Here is a 14,876-nt window from a genome sequence, read left to right on the forward strand (position 1 = left end):
CACCGTCTGACGAAAGAAAATCTCGCCATGCTCCGCCGAATCCTTCCCGCCCCCGCAAAGATGCCATCGAACCTGGCACGACTGGCGCTGTCGGGTTCGGCGGCGGCGCTGGGCGGCATCCTGACCTACTGGACCTTCCTGGCCCTGCGGCAAGGCCACATCCTGTTCAACTCGCGCGAGTTGCCGGTGGTCCATTTGTCGGACGATTTCTCGGTCTATTCGCACGACGTGCCTGGCGGCAAGGTGCGCGGCTACGTCTACCACCCCGACGGCGAAGACGCGCTGCGCGACCTGTTCATCTACTTCGCCGGCCGAGGCGAAGACGTGCGCGCCACCTCGAAGGTATTGCACCGGTTGCCCGAAGGCTTCGGGTTCGCGGCCGCCAACTACCGTGGCGTGGCGGATTCCCAGGGCGAGCCGTCGGAGCTGGCCTCCATCGAAGATGCGATCATGTTCTCCGAGCACCTGCGCGAGCGCTTTCCGGGCGTGCGGCTGCACGTGGTCGGCCGCAGCCTCGGTACCGGCGTGGCGATCCAGCTGGTCGCCAAGCGAGACCACTTCACCAGCCTGCAACTCGTCACGCCCTACGACTCGATGCTCGAAGTGGCGAAGCGCCGCTTTCCGCTGGTGCCGCTGTCGCTGCTGCTGCGCAACCGCTTCGAGTCGCTGCGCCACTGCCGCGAGGTGGCGGCCAAGACGCAGATCCTGCTGGCCCAGTCGGACGAAGTCGTGCTTGCGGAGCGATCGCAGAAACTGATCGACGCCTGGCCGACCGCCGTGACCGTCGAGACCATCGGCGAGTCCGATCACCACAACATCATGCAGTTGGAAGAAACCTGGCTGCGGCTGTTGGACTTCGCGCTCTCAGAAATCATGCCCGAGCCCAAGGCGGCCTGACGGGCGGACAGATGGACGGGCGGCGTGCCGCCTCACTGCGGCTTGGCCTGATCCATCAGCACCTCGACCACGCGCGCCACGGCGCCGCCCTTTGCCTCATCGGCGCGATAGCCGATGACCAGCTGCCGGGTCAGGCGCGGGCTGAGGGGCAGCACGCGCACCCGAGGATCGATCTGCGCTTCGTCGCCCTTTCGCAGCGGAAGAAGCGCCGCGCCATACCCAGCCTCCACGAGTCCGCGCATGGCCACGTCGTAGTTGTGCTCCAGGCGCGGACGCGGCGAGAACCCTGCCTTGCCGAACCACTCCATCGTCAGCGCATACATGCGGGTGAAGGGCTCGTTCATGATCAGCGGCTGCGCTGCGAGCCAGGCCGCCGTGGCGCGCTTGGGCGAGCGCCACGATGCAGGCACCAGCGCATGCATTTCGTGGCGCATCCACGGTGCGAATCGCACACCCGGCAGCGAAGGCTGCGGCAGCGAGACCAGCGCCACATCGACGGTTCCGGCCAGCAGCCCGGCCGCCGAGGCGTCGGAGCCGATGAAGCGGGGTGAAACCTCGATGCCCGGATAGCGCTGCGCGAGCAGTTCGAACGCCGGCGGCAAGACATCCACCACGATGCCCGTCGTGCTCACGCCCAGGCGCACGCGGCCCTCGAGCCCGGCGTGGAGCCGACGGCTCGCATCGACGGCGTCGTCCACATCGCGCAGCAGCCGCCTTCCGCGCTCGACCAGTTCAGCGCCCGCAGCGGTCGGGTGCACGCGGCGGGCGCCCCGGTGCATCAGCGGCACACCCAGGCGCGCTTCCAACTCGCTCACGTGAAGACTGACCGTCGGCTGTGCCAGATGCAAAGCCTGCGCAGCGGCCGAGAAGCTGCCCAGGTCGGAGATGGTGATCAGCGTCTGCAGCTGGTCGAGGTTGATCTGACGCATCAGGCATTCTGATCTGGATCTTCAGAACTCTCAACTTTGATGATGGCGCGATTGGCGGGATCATGGCGACTCGCTGCTTTCCATCCGCATCCGATTCCCGACCTGGGAGCCACCATGAACACCGTCGCCCTGCACCTGCCCTCGACCCTCACGCTACGTCTTCTGCCGCTCCTCACGGCGTTGAGGCGACACGTCGACGCATGGCGTGCGCATGCGCACGAGCGCCGGCGAATGGCTGCGGAACTTCGCATGCTGGCGGCTCTGGACCAGCATGATCTCAACGATCTCGGCGTGGGGCGAAGCGAGCTCGGCTATTGGGCCACGCGCCCTCGCTGAGCCCAGCCGAGCGGCCCCCGCCGCTCATTCCCATATGCCCGAGACTTGAACGAAGGCGCGAGTATGCTCGGGCGCCTCGGCGGCGATGGATCGCCGCCCTGCCCTCCCTTCCCTGGACATGCTCCCACCCGGAACCCTGCGCGGCATCGTCGCCATGCTCGCCGCCTGCGCCGCCTTTGCCTGCATGGATTCGCTGCTGAAGATCCTGTCGGGCAGTTTCGCGCCGGCGCAGGTGACCGCGCTGCGTGGTCTCACGTCGCTGCCGCTCGTCTGCCTGTACGTGGCCTGGCAGCGCGAGACCGGAACGCTGTTCGCCAAAGGACTGCGCTGGCGCCTGCACCTGTTGCGCGGCGCACTCACGGTGCTGATGCTGATCCTGTTCACCTATGGATTGAAGACGCTTGGCCTGGCCGAGGCCTACACGCTCACCTTCATCGCGCCGCTGGTCATCACCCTCCTGTCGGTGCCACTGCTGGGCGAGCGGGTGCATGCGCGGCACTGGATCGCCATCGCCTTCGGCTTCTGCGGCGTGGTGGTGGCGCTTCGGCCTGAGGGTGGTGCCTTCATGTCGATGGGCGCGCTGGCCATCCTGGCGGCGGCCGTCTGCTATGCACTTTCGAACGTGCTCGGCCGACTGGTGAGCCGCACCGAGCCGAACTCCACATTGATCTTCTGGACCACGCTGAGCCTGGCACTGGGTGGCAGCCTGCTGGCCGCGCCCCAATGGACGCCGCTGCGCGCCGAGCACACCGGCCTGCTGCTGGGCCTGGCGGTCAGCGGCTTCCTGGGACAACTGGCGATTGCCGAAGCCTTCCGCCACGGGCAGGCCGCCGCCATCGCGCCCTTCGAATACAGCGCACTGGCCTGGGCCATCGCGCTCGACTGGCTGATCTGGCGCACGGTGCCGGATGCGTGGACGCTCGGCGGCGGCGCCATCATCATCGCCAGCGGCCTGTACCTGGCGCGGCACGAGGCGCCGCGCACGGTGCCGGCACAGTCAGCCGCACCCTGACGCGCACGCAAGGGCTGCGGGCGGCCCTAAAGCTTTCCTGGTTGCTGCCGATAGGCAGGAGGCAACCACTGGAAAACCTATGCCGCCCCCATCCGACTTCTCTTTCGCGCCCCAACCTGCTCGGGCGGAACGCCAACGCCAGGAAGGCCGGGCTCGGCATCGGCTGGTGGTCAGCGCGATCATGGCCGCACTCCTCACCGCATGCGGAGGTGGTGGCGGTGGTGGTGGAACTGGTGGAAGCGTCGGTGGCGCTGACGCCGCCGGGCCGAGCACCGCATCCCAAGGGGTGACCACGCTGAGCGCCGCCTGCAGCGCCTGCGGCGCGGTCGACGATCGAACCTATGCCGGCGCCGGAACCGGGGTTTGGCAGGTGTCGAACACATCGGGCGCCGCGGCCGACTTTCCGGTGGCCATCGACGGCCTGCAGGGCCAATCGGTCACGCTGGTCTTCACCAACGAAACCGAGTCTGCCGTCGCCATGCCGTCGCTGCAGGTCCTGGCGGACACCACCAGCGTCCTGCCCAGCGCCACGCTGCTCGCCAAGACATCGCTGCCGCAGGCCACGAACACCGCATCAGGTGTTTTGCATGACCAGATGGATGCGCGCGACCGCTCCGCCATCGACGCCTTCAACCGCAGCGGCTTCGAGCAGCACCTGAACACCGCACCGGCGCCAGCGCGGCACACGCAGCTTTCCGCGCTGAAGGCCGTCGTCACCTACGGCGTCGGCCAGCAGCGGACGGTGTACCTGAGCGACCAATCGCAGCGGACCGTGCAACTGGCGCGTCAGCGGTTGGCCGGCGACGGGACCACGATCAACGTGTGGGTGGAAACCAGCGAACTGCGCGCCGATCGGGTTTCCGATGCGCTCGTCTCGCGGATCGACAACGCCTTCGGCGGCGCAGGCGGCGTCTACGACATGCTGCTCAAGGTCGGCGGTCCGCTGTGGGGGCCGCATTCGCAGGCGTCGCTGATCGACGGCAGCGGGCAACCCATCGACCTCTTCTTCGTCAACTTCGACCACAACGCACAGCCTTATGGCCTGGGTGGCTACTTCTGGGCCTTGAACAACTTCCGCAAGGGCAGCAGCGGCCTGCTCGCCCAAAGCAACGAATCGATCGGCATGTTCATGGACACGGAGACCATGTACCTGGACGGCGAACAAGGCCTCAAGCAAGTGGTCACGGCGCTGGCGCACGAAGGCACGCACATGCAGAACTTCTACCGCCGCGGCGTGTTGCTCGGCGCGCAGTACACCTTCGACACCTGGCTGGAAGAGATGACGGCCATGATGATGGAGGACTGGGCCAGCTACGCGCTGGACCCGAGCCACAACGCGATCCGCGACGTGCGCTTTCCTTACTACCTGAGCTGGCGCAACACCGGCAGCTACAACTGCAGCCTGATCGACTGGACGCCCATGGGTGCCGATTGCGAGAGCTATGCGGTCAACGGCTCCTTCGGCGGCTATCTCAACCGGCAGTTCGGCCTGGGCTTCTATGAATCGCTGCTGCGCAACACCGGCGAGACCGACTCGGTGGCGATGCTGGACAAGGCCATTCGCGCGCAACGGGCCGATTCGGGCCTGGGCAAGGAGCTGCGCCAGTTCGCTTCCGCGTCGGCCGGCCTCGTGCCGCTGAGTTCCGGCGTGGCGCCCTACAGCATGCCGGCGCGCAGCGACGACGGGCTGCATCTGGTTGCCGTCGATCCGCACGCCATCGGTGAAAGCATGCGGCGCCTGCCGCAATCGGTGCCGGCCGAGCTCAAGGGCCTGGCCAGCCTGCCCGTGTCACGCTCGCGCCGCGTCGGCACCTATGCCGAAACGGTGCGCGTGCCGCCGGGAACGACGTTGACGGTGGTGGTGAACTAGCAGTTCTCGACCACGTAGTAGGACTTGACCATTCCCAACGCCTTTTCACTGGTGACCTTTGCCGTTGGAAACAGCGCGTCGACCTCTCGGCGCTTGAGCAGCCTGGTTCCCCAGAAGTAGTTCCGGATGGTCTGCACATCGGGGCGCGCGAGCAAGCGCCACGGGCTGACGTGGATCAGCCAGAAGCCCAGTTTGCGCGGAACCCAGTGGACGAACGGCATCAGGAAATGCGGCTCCAGAGGAAAGGACCAGGCCGGCGTCTGACAGAACACATGCTGTCCCACGCGCCGCATTTCCCGGACCAGGTTGGCGCGCTGCTCCGGCGGCACGTGCTCGATCACCGAATTGCAGATCACCAGATCGAACGACTTGTCCGCCGCCGGAATGCGCCGGCCGTCGTAGATGACGGTATTGATGTCGCCGGCAGAGGCTTGGGCACCTTGCTGCACCTCGCCATCGTCGATGTTGTAGATGGTGATCCGGTCGCGCGAGACCGGCAGGTCGACCTTGTCCCAGAAATGCCGCGAGCCCCCCAGATCGCAGATTCGCAATATCTGGGAAGGTCTTCAATAGAAACCTGCCGCGACGCAGTCGAAAGTGCCTGTTGATAGGCCCTATGAATTGGTGCCATATTGGCATCTTGTTGCTCTCCCTGATTGACACACCCGCGTGGGGCACCGTCGCGTCGCAGGCAAAGCGACGCGGCACCAAGCATCGGCGCCGCGCCACGACAAGTCAACGCAGGCGCCTCAGATCACCCCACGCTCGCGCAGCGCCGCAATCTGCGCCGCGTCGAATCCAGCTTCGGCCAGCACTTCGTCCGTGTGCTGCCCCAGCGCGGGCGGCGCGCGGCGCAGCACCGGCGGCGTGGCCGAAAGACGCAAGGGGCTGGCCACGCCGGTGATGGCGGCAATGCCGTCGCCGGCTTCGCGCGGCAAGGTGACGGCCAGGCCGCGCGCCTTGACCTGATCGTCCTGGAAGGCCTGACCGATGTCGTTGATGGGGCCGCAGGGCACGGCCTTGTCTTCCAGCAAGGCGATCCACTCGGCCGTAGTGCGCGTGCGGGTGACCTCTTCCATCATGGGAATGAGCACGCCGCGGTGCTTGACGCGCAATGTGTTGGTGGCAAAGCGCGCGTCCTTGGCCCAGTCGGCGTGGCCGGCGGCTTCGCAGAAGCGCTCGAACTGGCCGTTGTTGCCGATCGCCAGCAGCATGGAGCCGTCCTGGGTGGCGAAGTCCTGGTAAGGCGCGAGGCTGGGGTGCGTGTTGCCCTGGCGTTGCGGCGCCACGCCGGTGTTGAGAAACGCGCTGGCCTGGTTGGCCAGGATGGCCATGCCGACGTCGAGCAGCGCCATGTCGATGTGCTGGCCCACGCCGCTCTGGCTGCGAACGTGCAGCGCCGCCAGGATGGCGCTGCTGGCGTACACGCCTGTGAACAGGTCGGTGAGCGCCACGCCCACCCGCAACGGGCCGCCGCCGGGTTCGGAATCGGGCCGGCCGGTGATGCTCATCATGCCGCTGGTGGCCTGGATCATCAGATCGTAGCCGGCGCGTTGTGCATGGGGGCCATCGTGGCCAAAGCCGGTCACACTGCAGTAGATGAGTCGGGGGTTGATCTCGCGCAGCGAGGCATAGTCCAGGCCGTACTGCGCCAGGCCGCCGGTCTTGAAGTTCTCGACCAGGATGTCGGCGTCGGCGGCCATCTTCTTGAGCAGCGCCTGGCCGTCTGGCGAAGCCATGTCGACCGTCACCGAACGCTTGTTGCGGTTGCATGCGGTGAAGTAGGTCGCCTGGTCGGTGTCGCGGCCATCCGCGTCCTTCAGGAAGGGCGGGCCCCAGTGGCGCGTGTCGTCGCCCACGCCGGGGCGCTCGATCTTGACCACGTCGGCGCCCAGGTCGGCCAGGATCTGCGTGCACCACGGCCCCGCCAGCACGCGGGAGAGATCGAGAACCTTGATGCCGTCCAGGGCGGCGGGGGCTGCGGCCGTCGTGCTCATCGCGTGCGTGCTGGGGTCAGTTGAAAGCGGCGATGCCGGTGATCGCACGGCCCAGGATGAGGGCGTGGATGTCGTGCGTGCCTTCGTAGGTGTTGACCACTTCGAGGTTGACCAGATGGCGCGCCACACCGAACTCGTCGCTGATGCCGTTGCCGCCCATCATGTCGCGGGCCAGTCGGGCGATGTCCAGCGCCTTGCCGCAGTTGTTGCGCTTCATGATCGAGGTGACCTCCACGGCGGCCGTGCCTTCGTCCTTCATGCGGCCCAGGCGCAGGCTGCCTTGCAGGCCCAGCGTGATCTCGGTCTGCATGTCGGCCAGCTTCTTCTGGATGAGCTGATTGGCGGCCAGCGGGCGTCCGAACTGCTTGCGGTCGAGCACGTATTGGCGGGCGCGGTGCCAGCAGTCTTCGGCGGCGCCCATCGCGCCCCAAGAGATGCCGTAGCGGGCGCTGTTCAGGCAGGTGAACGGACCCTTGAGGCCCTGCACTTCGGGGAATGCGTTTTCCTCGGGGCAGAACACGCCGTCCATGACGATTTCGCCGGTGATGCTGGCGCGCAGGCCCACCTTGCCGTGGATGGCGGGAGCCGTCAGGCCCTTCATGCCCTTTTCGAGGACGAAGCCGCGGATCGGGCCGACGGCGCCGCTTTCGCTCACTTCCTTGGCCCAGACGACGAACACATCGGCGATGGGGCTGTTGCTGATCCACATCTTGTTGCCGCTGAGCGAATAGCCGCCGGGCACCTTCTTGGCGCGGGTGGCCATGCTGCCGGGGTCGGAGCCGTGGTCGGGTTCGGTCAGGCCGAAGCAGCCGATCCACTCGCCACTGGCCAGCTTGGGCAGGAATTTCTGCTTCTGCGCTTCGGAGGCGAATTCGTTGATCGGCACCATGACCAGCGAGCTTTGCACGCTGGCCATCGAGCGATAGCCGGAATCGACGCGCTCGACCTCGCGGGCGATCAGGCCGTAGGCCACGTAGTTCAGGCCGGGGCCGCCGTACTGCTCGGGAATGGTGGGGCCGAGCAGGCCGAGCGAACCCATTTCGCGAAAGATGCTGGGGTCGGTTTCGCCGGTGCGAAAGCCTTCGAGAACGCGCGGTGCCAGCTGCTCCTGGCAATAGGCATGCGCTGCGTCGCGGATCATGCGTTCTTCGTCGGTGAGTTGCTGGTCGAGCAGCAACGGATCGTCCCAGTGGAAGGCAGCTTTGGTGGCCATGGCGTGTGTCTCCGGCAGGCCTCTCGTGCGAGAGGCAAAGGGTGAAAAGAGGATCGGCCGATGGTATGCCCCCCCGGGGGGCGAGGCAAACGATTGTTCCGAACCAAGATATGCATTCAGCTCATGTATAACTTGGGTCGTTCAAGCTGCCTTGCTTGGAAGTACCGGCGGTTCCCTCGCAATTTCCAGCTTCACGCTCATACCATGCGCCGCAAGATCCCGCCACTTCAGACCCTCATGTGCTTCGACGCCGCGGCGCGCCACGAAAGCTATACGCGTGCCGCCCAGGAACTGGCGCTGACGCAAAGCGCGGTCTCGCGCCAGATCGGCGCGCTCGAATCCTTTCTGGGCGTCGCCCTGTTCCGGCGCACGCGACACGGTGTGGCGCTGACGGCCAGCGGCGCCGCCTATGCGAGGCAGATCGCGCTGCGGTTGGAGGCGATGGAGCGCGACACGCTCGACGCCATGACCTCGCACGGGGCAGGCGGCTCCATCGCGCTGGCCGCCGTGCCGACCTTTGCCACGCGCTGGCTGATTCCCCGCCTTCCGCGCTTCGCGGCGCTGCAGCCCGAGGTGGTGGTGCACATCGACACCCGCACCCGGCCATTCCTGTTTGCCGACACCGAGTTCGACGCCGCCTTGTACGCCGGCACGCCGGCACAGGTCGCCAACTGGGCCGGCACGCGCGCCCAGCGCCTGCTGGACGAAGACGTGCTGCCCGTGTGCAGCCCGGAGCTTTTCCGCAGCGCGGGCGGGCGACCGGGCAAGACCTTGTCGCCGCAGGCGGTCTCGCGCCTGCCGCTGCTGCAGCAGAGCACCCGGCCCGACGACTGGCGGGCATGGTTCGATGCGCAAGGCGTGGAGGCGCCGCTGGCGCGCTCCGGCCCGCGCTACGAGCTGTTTTCCATGCTGGCCGCCGCCGCCGAGCACGGCCTCGGCCTCGTGCTCGCACCCGCCCCGCTGGTCGCCGACGAACTGGCGCGCGGCCAGCTGGTCGTGGCCTGCAACCGGCCCCTGCGGGCCCGCCGGGCCTACTACCTCGTCACGCCAGACCGCGTGGACGAACACCCGGCGCTGATCGCGCTGCGCGCGTGGCTGGCGACGGAGGCCGAATCGGCCACGCAGGCCACGCAGGCCACGCAGGCCACGCAGGCCTCGCCGCCGGGCGGCTGATCGGCCCGCGGCGCGCTCAAGTCCCGTCTGCGCCGCGCACTTCGGCCACCATGCGTTCGAGCTGCGCCACATCCTGCAGCAAGAGGGCCCGCCCGTCCTTGGCGACCAGGCCCCGTGCCTGCAAGGCGTTGATCTCGCGCGTCACCTGCTCGCGGGTGGTGCTGATGCGGCTGGCCATGTCGGCGTGCGTGGGCGCCGGCTCGAGCCTGGCGTGGTTGTCAGCGCAGCCAGCCTCCCGCGCAAGGCGAAGCAGTTCGGCATGCACGCGGTTCTGCACACCCAGCGTGCTCAGGTCGATGACGCGCTCGGACACCTCGCGCACCAGCCGGCACAGGCCACGCATGACCCATTCGGCCACGGATGGCTCCTCGCGCAGCAGGGCGCGAAAGCCGGCCGCGTCCAGGCTGGCCACCACGCTCGGCTGAAGGGTGACGACGTCGGCCGAGCGCGGCTCGCCGTCGATCGCCGCCAGCTCGCCGAAGTACTCGCCAGCGCTCACTTCTCGAAAGATGAGCTGGCGCCCGCCCAGCGCGAAGTAGGTGATGCGCAACTGGCCGGCGATGACGAAATGAACGTCGCTTTCGCGCACCGAGCGCTGCACCAGCGTCTGCCCCGCCGGCAGGCTGCGCCAGTTGCAGGCCTGTGCCAGTGCGTCCAGTCGCTCGGGCGGCAGCGTGGCAAACAGTGCCACCGAGCGGAGCGCGAGGCTGGAGCGTTGCTGCGTGGACATGGGGATTTGCCGATCTTGGGCTTCGAAACCTTGTCTACGAATTGTGTGCGAAAGCGCACTGCGGCGGCGGGGCCGCAAGAGGACAGTTCGTTCCTGTGATGGCGCGATCCCGCGACACACAACAAGTAAAGCAACTTCCGAGGAGTCTCATCATGATCCGTTCTCAATACTTCACTGGTGTCGCCATCGCGCTGGGCCTTTCGACCGCCGTCGTGGTGGCTGCACAAACCGTTCCCGCCGAGGAATGGGTCGGCCAGCCGATCCAGTTCACGAGCACCCTGAGCCGCGCCGAAGTCCAGGCCGCCTACATCGCTTCCGCGCAGACCGCGCAGGCGCCGCAGGAGCTGCGCGTCGGCCCCGCGGACCCCGGCGTTGGCATGGTGGAGCGCGCGATGGTCGAGGCGGATCGCAACCTGTACCTGCGTGCAGGCCTGGGCGATGTGGGTGAATTCGACGACAGCGTCTCGCCCACCTACAAGGAACGTCAGGCTGCCTACGAGCGCATGCGCAACGGCCCGGAGTTCGCGATGGAGCTGGCGCGCATCAACCGCGGCGCCAGCACCGCAGCTCTGGCACAGGTGAGCGAATGAGGGGGCGCAGGGAGGCGCCTGGGGCGGCGGCAACCGTCGCCCCGATTCCAGAACAGGGCCCGCGCATGCGGGCCCTGTTCATTTGTGCTGGCGGCGGTTGGCCAAGGCCACGTACCAGTCCAGGCAACCCGGATTGGCCATGGCCTCCTTGTTCACCACCCGCTCCAGCGGCTGGCCCAGCAGCAGCTTCTTGATGGGCAGCTCCTGCTTCTTGCCCGAAAGCGTGCGCGGGATCTCGGCCACCTGGAAGATGTCGTCGGGCACGAACCGCGGCGAAAGATTGCTGCGGATGGCCGCATTGATGCGACCCTTGAGCGCATCGTCCAGTTCGACCCCCGGGCGCAGCACGACGAACAACGGCATGTAGCTGTCGCGGCCCAGGTATTCGAGATCGACCACCATCGAGTCGATCACCTCGGGCAGGTCTTCCACCGCGTTGTAGATCTCGCTGGTGCCCATGCGCAGGCCCTGGCGATTGATGGTCGCGTCGCTTCGGCCATAGATGACGCAGCCGCCGTCGGCGCCGACGCGCAGCCAATCGCCGTGCCGCCAGACACCGGGGTAGGTGTCGAAATAGCTCGACAGGTAGCGCGCATTGCCGGGATCGTTCCAGAAATACAGCGGCATGGAGGGAATGGGCCGCGTGCAGACCAGTTCGCCCACCTCGTCGGTGACGGCATGGCCGTTCTCGTCCCAGGCGTAGACGGCCGCGCCCATGAAGCGGCATTGCATCTGGCCCGGCACCTCCGGCAACTCGCGATTGCCACCCACGAAAGCGCCGCAGAAGTCGGTGCCGCCCGAGATGTTGCACCACCAGACCTCGGGCGAGCCGGCCGCGCGCACCAGGGCCGAGCCCCATTCCTGCACCTGCGCCGCCAGCGGAGAGCCCGTGCTGCCGAGCACGCGCACGCGAGAGAGATCGCCCACGTCCGCGGCGCCCAACCCCGCCTTCATGCAGTTGGCGAAGTAGGCCGCGCCGGCGCCGAAGAAGCTGACGCGGTGGCGCGCCACGAAGCGCCACAGCACGCTCCAGTCCGGCTTGGCGGCGCTGCCGGCCGGATGGCCGTCGTAGATGCACACCGTGGCGCCAAAGGCCAAGCCCGAAAGCTGCGCGTTCCACATGACCCATCCGGTCGAGCTGAACCAGTGGAAGCGCTCGCCCCGGTTGTTGTCGCTGTAGCTCGCGCCGATGTCGTAGTGGATGCCCGACAGGGCCATCGACATCAGGATGCCGCCCTGCCCATGCACGATCGGCTTGGGCAGGCCGGTCGTGCCGCTGGAGTAGACAACCCACACCGGATGTTCGAAGTCCAGCCATTCGGGTTCGAAGGCGGCCACCTCATCGTCGTCGCGGGCAATGGCCTGCGCCCAGTCGCACTGCGCCGGCAGCGGCGTGGCGGCATGGGGCGTGCGCAACAGCACCAACGCCTGCACGGTGGGCAGCGCGTCACGCAACTGCTTGACCACGGCGCTGCGGTCCAGGCTCTTGCCGCCGTAGCGCACGCCGTCCACCGCGATGAGCGCCTTCGGCTCGATCTGGGCAAAACGGTCGACCACGGCGGCGGCGCCCATGTCGGGCGCGCACACGCTCCACACCGCGCCGATGCTGGAGCAGGCCAGGAACGCCACCATGGTCTCGGGCACGTTGGGCAGATAGGCCGCCACGCGGTCGCCGCGCTGCACGCCCAGGCGCCGCAGCGTGAGCGCCAGCGACGCGACCTGCCGGCGCAGCTCGGGCCAGCTCATCTCGCCCACTTCGCCCAGTTCGTTCTCGCTGACGATGGCGGGCAGGCCTGCGGCATGGGCCGCGTCCACATGCCGCAAAACCTCTCGCGCGTAGTTCACCTGGACACCAGGGAACCAGCGCGCGCCAGGCATCTTCTCCTCGGCCAGCACCACGGCCGGCGGCGTGGGCGACTGCAGCCCCGCGAAATCCCAGACGCTTTGCCAGAAGGCTTCGAGATCGGTGACGGACCAGTTCCAGAGCGCTTCGTAGTTGTCGAAGCGAAGGCCGTGTTCAGCGGCGAGAAAGTCCTGGTACTGGCGGATTCTTGGAATGGGGAGTCGGCTGCTCATGACCGCCGAGACTACCGCGATGGGCCGCGTTCGGGGTTCGGAGGTTCCCCCGTTGCGGGCTTCGCTGTCGCCTTGGCGGCACCGGCCTTGGCGGGGGCCTGCGTCTGCGCGCCCGGGCTTTCGCCGTCGAGCAGTCGCTCGATCGAATGGCCCAGTCGCGCGCCCAGGGCGGTGCCCACGCCGGGCAAAACGGCGCTGCCCACTGCGGCCCCGGCCACCGCGCCGGCGCTGGGCGAGAGCACCGGCTCCTGCACCGTGCCCGAGATGACGACGGGCACGCCCACCACCCCATCCACCAGGTCGACCGCCATGTCGCCTTCAAGCTTGCCGTTGAACAGGCGGATCTGGCCGCTGGCACTGAGCGCGCCCGACTGGGCCTTGAGTTCGCTGTAGCGAAATTCGATGCCTCGGCCGGTGTTGCGCGTTTCCACGATGCCGGAAAAGCGGTCGAGCGGCGTGGCTCCCGCCGTCTCGGCGCCGACGGTGGTGATCGCTCGACTGAGGTCGAAGCGCGTGATGCGCGCCGGCGCGGCGGCGAAGCGGGTCTGTGTGCGCAGGCTGCGAATCAGGTCCGCCCAGCGCTCGCCCCGAGCGTCGACCTTGGTCGTGCCGCTGGCGCGGCCTGCGACCACGCTGCGCCGCTTGAAGGTGGCAGCGAGTGCTTCCACCTCGATGTCTCGCGGTGTCAGCGCCGCTTGCAGTTGAAGCCGGCCGCCCTTGGCACCGGGCTCGTCCTTCAGAGTGGCTTCGCCGTTCCAGGTGCCGCCGGCCACATCGATGTCCACCTTCCAACGCGTGTCGTCGCCCTGGCGTGCCAATCGCATTCGCGCCTGCGTCTTGGCGTCGGGCCGGCGAATGTCGGCGCGGCTCGGCATGCCGTCGGCGCCAAAGTCGATGTCGCCGCTGTAGGTGAGCTCGACGTGGCGGCGGTCCACCCAGGTCAGGTCGTCGAAGACCAGGCGCACATCGCGCAGCATCCTGGCGGTTTCGAGAGGCGGATCGGGCGCGGCATCGGACGACGTTCTCGCCGCCATGAACTCGCGCAGCGAGTCGCGCGACAGCAGCAGGCCATCGAAACGGGCTTCCTTCACGCGAGGCTGGCGATGGAGCAGCGAAGACCAGGTGCCCACGAGCCGAACACGGTCGGCCACGATCGGATTGTCCTGGCGAGTGACCACGTTCTCGACCACCAGCGAGGGCGAGGGCCACAACGACCAGCGGACGCTGCCGAGCGTCACCTCAGTGCCGGTGCGCTCCTCGAAGGCTTGGGCCAGGCGGGTCGCGGCCTCCTGCTGCGAGGGCAGCCAAGCCCAGGCAGCCACCGCCAAGACGGCAAGCGCCGCCACGGCACAACCGGCGACGCCCAGCCAGACCACACGAAGACGCGACATGCGCCGAGGCTACAGCGCACTGCCTCGCCGCCGTGTCGGCCAGCGCCCTTTCCAGGGCTCGGCGCACTGCCCGCCTGGGGCGTGGCGCACGCAGAATCCGGCCGTCGCCGCCGCGACCTTGCGCCCTCACGCGGCGAGGCTGCGCTGGCTATAGTCGTTGCGCATTCAAAGCGCATCCAGCGCGCAAGGACACCTACATGCGAATCTGGCAAAAGCCTGTTTCGGTCGAGAGCCTGACCGAAAAGCACACCAAGACCACGGTCGGCCATCTGGGCATCGAGTTCCTGGAAGTCGGCGACGATTTCATCCGCGCCCGCGTGCCGGTGGACCACCGCACGGTCCAGCCCTACGGCATCCTGCACGGCGGCGTGTCGGTGGTGCTGGCCGAAACGCTGGGCTCCTGCGGGGCGCACTACTCGATCCCCGAGGGCCAGCGCGCGGTGGGCCTGGACGTCAATGCCAATCACCTGCGCGCGGCCACCACCGGCTGGGTGACCGGGGTGGCTCGCCCAGTGCATCGGGGCCGCACCACGCACGTGTGGCAGATCGACCTCAGCAACGACGCCGGCGAAGCCACCTGCGTGTCGCGCCTGACCATGGCGATCCTCTTCCCACGACAATAGCGCGCGCCTGGCCAGCGGCCACGGCTCTCAGCAACACGT

The 14,876-nt window shown here is 67.8% G+C and carries 14 protein-coding genes; 7 read left to right on the forward strand and 7 right to left on the reverse strand.

The window, feature by feature from the left end; genetic code table 11:
* Positions 1-27: 27 nt before the first annotated feature.
* The gene (locus tag QTH91_RS19600; RefSeq protein WP_286661819.1) at positions 28-897 is read left to right on the forward strand and encodes an alpha/beta hydrolase; all 870 of its coding nucleotides are present in this window, start codon (positions 28-30) and stop codon (positions 895-897) included.
* Between the two features lie 32 nt (positions 898-929).
* Here the strand turns inward: QTH91_RS19600 and QTH91_RS19605 are convergent, their stop codons facing one another.
* Positions 930-1,826, reverse strand: coding sequence for a LysR family transcriptional regulator (locus QTH91_RS19605; protein WP_286661820.1), 897 nt, complete (start codon positions 1,824-1,826; stop codon positions 930-932).
* A 114-nt stretch (positions 1,827-1,940) separates the two neighbouring features.
* On the opposite strand from QTH91_RS19605, the gene QTH91_RS19610 reads away from it, so the two are divergent.
* From QTH91_RS19610 to QTH91_RS19620, 3 genes are all read left to right on the forward strand, one after another.
* On the forward strand, positions 1,941-2,162 hold the full coding sequence (locus QTH91_RS19610) for a hypothetical protein (RefSeq protein ID WP_286661821.1): 222 nt from the start codon (positions 1,941-1,943) through the stop codon (positions 2,160-2,162).
* A 118-nt stretch (positions 2,163-2,280) separates the two neighbouring features.
* On the forward strand, positions 2,281-3,174 hold the full coding sequence (locus QTH91_RS19615) for a DMT family transporter (protein WP_286661822.1): 894 nt from the start codon (positions 2,281-2,283) through the stop codon (positions 3,172-3,174).
* Positions 3,175-3,253: 79 nt separating this feature from the next.
* Positions 3,254-5,044 (forward strand): M30 family zinc metallopeptidase, encoded by a 1,791-nt coding sequence (locus tag QTH91_RS19620; protein WP_286661823.1) that lies wholly within the window; start codon positions 3,254-3,256, stop codon positions 5,042-5,044.
* Here the strand turns inward: QTH91_RS19620 and QTH91_RS19625 are convergent.
* From QTH91_RS19625 to QTH91_RS19635, 3 genes are all read right to left on the reverse strand, one after another.
* Complete coding sequence (locus QTH91_RS19625) at positions 5,041-5,595, reverse strand: class I SAM-dependent methyltransferase (RefSeq protein WP_286661824.1); 555 nt, start codon at positions 5,593-5,595, stop codon at positions 5,041-5,043. The two genes, QTH91_RS19620 and QTH91_RS19625, sit on opposite strands and share 4 nt — an antisense overlap.
* 198 nt (positions 5,596-5,793) lie before the next feature.
* A complete protein-coding gene (locus tag QTH91_RS19630; RefSeq protein ID WP_286661825.1) occupies positions 5,794-7,041 on the reverse strand; it encodes a CaiB/BaiF CoA transferase family protein in 1,248 nt (415 codons plus the stop codon).
* Between the two features lie 16 nt (positions 7,042-7,057).
* Positions 7,058-8,254 (reverse strand): acyl-CoA dehydrogenase, encoded by a 1,197-nt coding sequence (locus tag QTH91_RS19635; RefSeq protein ID WP_286661826.1) that lies wholly within the window; start codon positions 8,252-8,254, stop codon positions 7,058-7,060.
* 204 nt (positions 8,255-8,458) lie between these two features.
* On the opposite strand from QTH91_RS19635, the gene QTH91_RS19640 reads away from it, so the two are divergent.
* Entirely contained in the window at positions 8,459-9,427 is a 969-nt protein-coding gene (locus QTH91_RS19640; RefSeq protein WP_286661827.1) for a LysR substrate-binding domain-containing protein, read from the forward strand.
* 16 nt (positions 9,428-9,443) lie between these two features.
* On the opposite strand, the gene QTH91_RS19645 is transcribed toward QTH91_RS19640, so the two are convergent.
* Entirely contained in the window at positions 9,444-10,157 is a 714-nt protein-coding gene (locus tag QTH91_RS19645; RefSeq protein WP_286661828.1) for a Crp/Fnr family transcriptional regulator, read from the reverse strand.
* 152 nt (positions 10,158-10,309) lie between these two features.
* Between QTH91_RS19645 and QTH91_RS19650 the strand changes: the two genes are divergently transcribed.
* Positions 10,310-10,747 carry a hypothetical protein gene (locus tag QTH91_RS19650; protein ID WP_286661829.1) on the forward strand — a complete coding sequence of 146 codons (438 nt, stop codon included), beginning with the start codon at positions 10,310-10,312 and terminating at the stop codon, positions 10,745-10,747.
* A 78-nt stretch (positions 10,748-10,825) separates the two neighbouring features.
* Here the strand turns inward: QTH91_RS19650 and QTH91_RS19655 are convergent, their stop codons facing one another.
* Together QTH91_RS19655 and QTH91_RS19660 are read right to left on the reverse strand one after the other, a co-directional pair.
* A complete protein-coding gene (locus QTH91_RS19655; protein ID WP_286661830.1) occupies positions 10,826-12,823 on the reverse strand; it encodes an acetoacetate--CoA ligase in 1,998 nt (665 codons plus the stop codon).
* A gap of 11 nt (positions 12,824-12,834) precedes the next feature.
* Complete coding sequence (locus QTH91_RS19660) at positions 12,835-14,214, reverse strand: AsmA family protein (RefSeq protein ID WP_286661831.1); 1,380 nt, start codon at positions 14,212-14,214, stop codon at positions 12,835-12,837.
* 197 nt (positions 14,215-14,411) lie between these two features.
* Here QTH91_RS19660 and QTH91_RS19665 point away from each other — a divergent pair, with 197 nt between their 5' ends.
* Positions 14,412-14,837, forward strand: coding sequence for a hotdog fold thioesterase (locus tag QTH91_RS19665; protein WP_286661832.1), 426 nt, complete (start codon positions 14,412-14,414; stop codon positions 14,835-14,837).
* The last annotated feature ends 39 nt before the right edge of the window (positions 14,838-14,876 follow it).

The organism is Variovorax dokdonensis (assembly GCF_030316895.1).
Lineage (GTDB): Bacteria > Pseudomonadota > Gammaproteobacteria > Burkholderiales > Burkholderiaceae_C > Variovorax > Variovorax dokdonensis.

Bases quoted from the DNA above. Each gene is read 5' to 3' on its own strand.
- QTH91_RS19600 (WP_286661819.1), top strand. From the start codon at position 28: ATGCTCCGCCGAATCCTTCCCGCCCCCGCAAAGATGCCATCGAACCTG.
- QTH91_RS19605 (WP_286661820.1), bottom strand. From the start codon at position 1,826: ATGCGTCAGATCAACCTCGACCAGCTGCAGACGCTGATCACCATCTCC.
- QTH91_RS19610 (WP_286661821.1), top strand. From the start codon at position 1,941: ATGAACACCGTCGCCCTGCACCTGCCCTCGACCCTCACGCTACGTCTT.
- QTH91_RS19615 (WP_286661822.1), top strand. From the start codon at position 2,281: ATGCTCCCACCCGGAACCCTGCGCGGCATCGTCGCCATGCTCGCCGCC.
- QTH91_RS19620 (WP_286661823.1), top strand. From the start codon at position 3,254: ATGCCGCCCCCATCCGACTTCTCTTTCGCGCCCCAACCTGCTCGGGCG.
- QTH91_RS19630 (WP_286661825.1), bottom strand. From the start codon at position 7,041: ATGAGCACGACGGCCGCAGCCCCCGCCGCCCTGGACGGCATCAAGGTT.
- QTH91_RS19635 (WP_286661826.1), bottom strand. From the start codon at position 8,254: ATGGCCACCAAAGCTGCCTTCCACTGGGACGATCCGTTGCTGCTCGAC.
- QTH91_RS19640 (WP_286661827.1), top strand. From the start codon at position 8,459: ATGCGCCGCAAGATCCCGCCACTTCAGACCCTCATGTGCTTCGACGCC.
- QTH91_RS19645 (WP_286661828.1), bottom strand. From the start codon at position 10,157: ATGTCCACGCAGCAACGCTCCAGCCTCGCGCTCCGCTCGGTGGCACTG.
- QTH91_RS19650 (WP_286661829.1), top strand. From the start codon at position 10,310: ATGATCCGTTCTCAATACTTCACTGGTGTCGCCATCGCGCTGGGCCTT.
- QTH91_RS19655 (WP_286661830.1), bottom strand. From the start codon at position 12,823: ATGAGCAGCCGACTCCCCATTCCAAGAATCCGCCAGTACCAGGACTTT.
- QTH91_RS19660 (WP_286661831.1), bottom strand. From the start codon at position 14,214: ATGTCGCGTCTTCGTGTGGTCTGGCTGGGCGTCGCCGGTTGTGCCGTG.
- QTH91_RS19665 (WP_286661832.1), top strand. From the start codon at position 14,412: ATGCGAATCTGGCAAAAGCCTGTTTCGGTCGAGAGCCTGACCGAAAAG.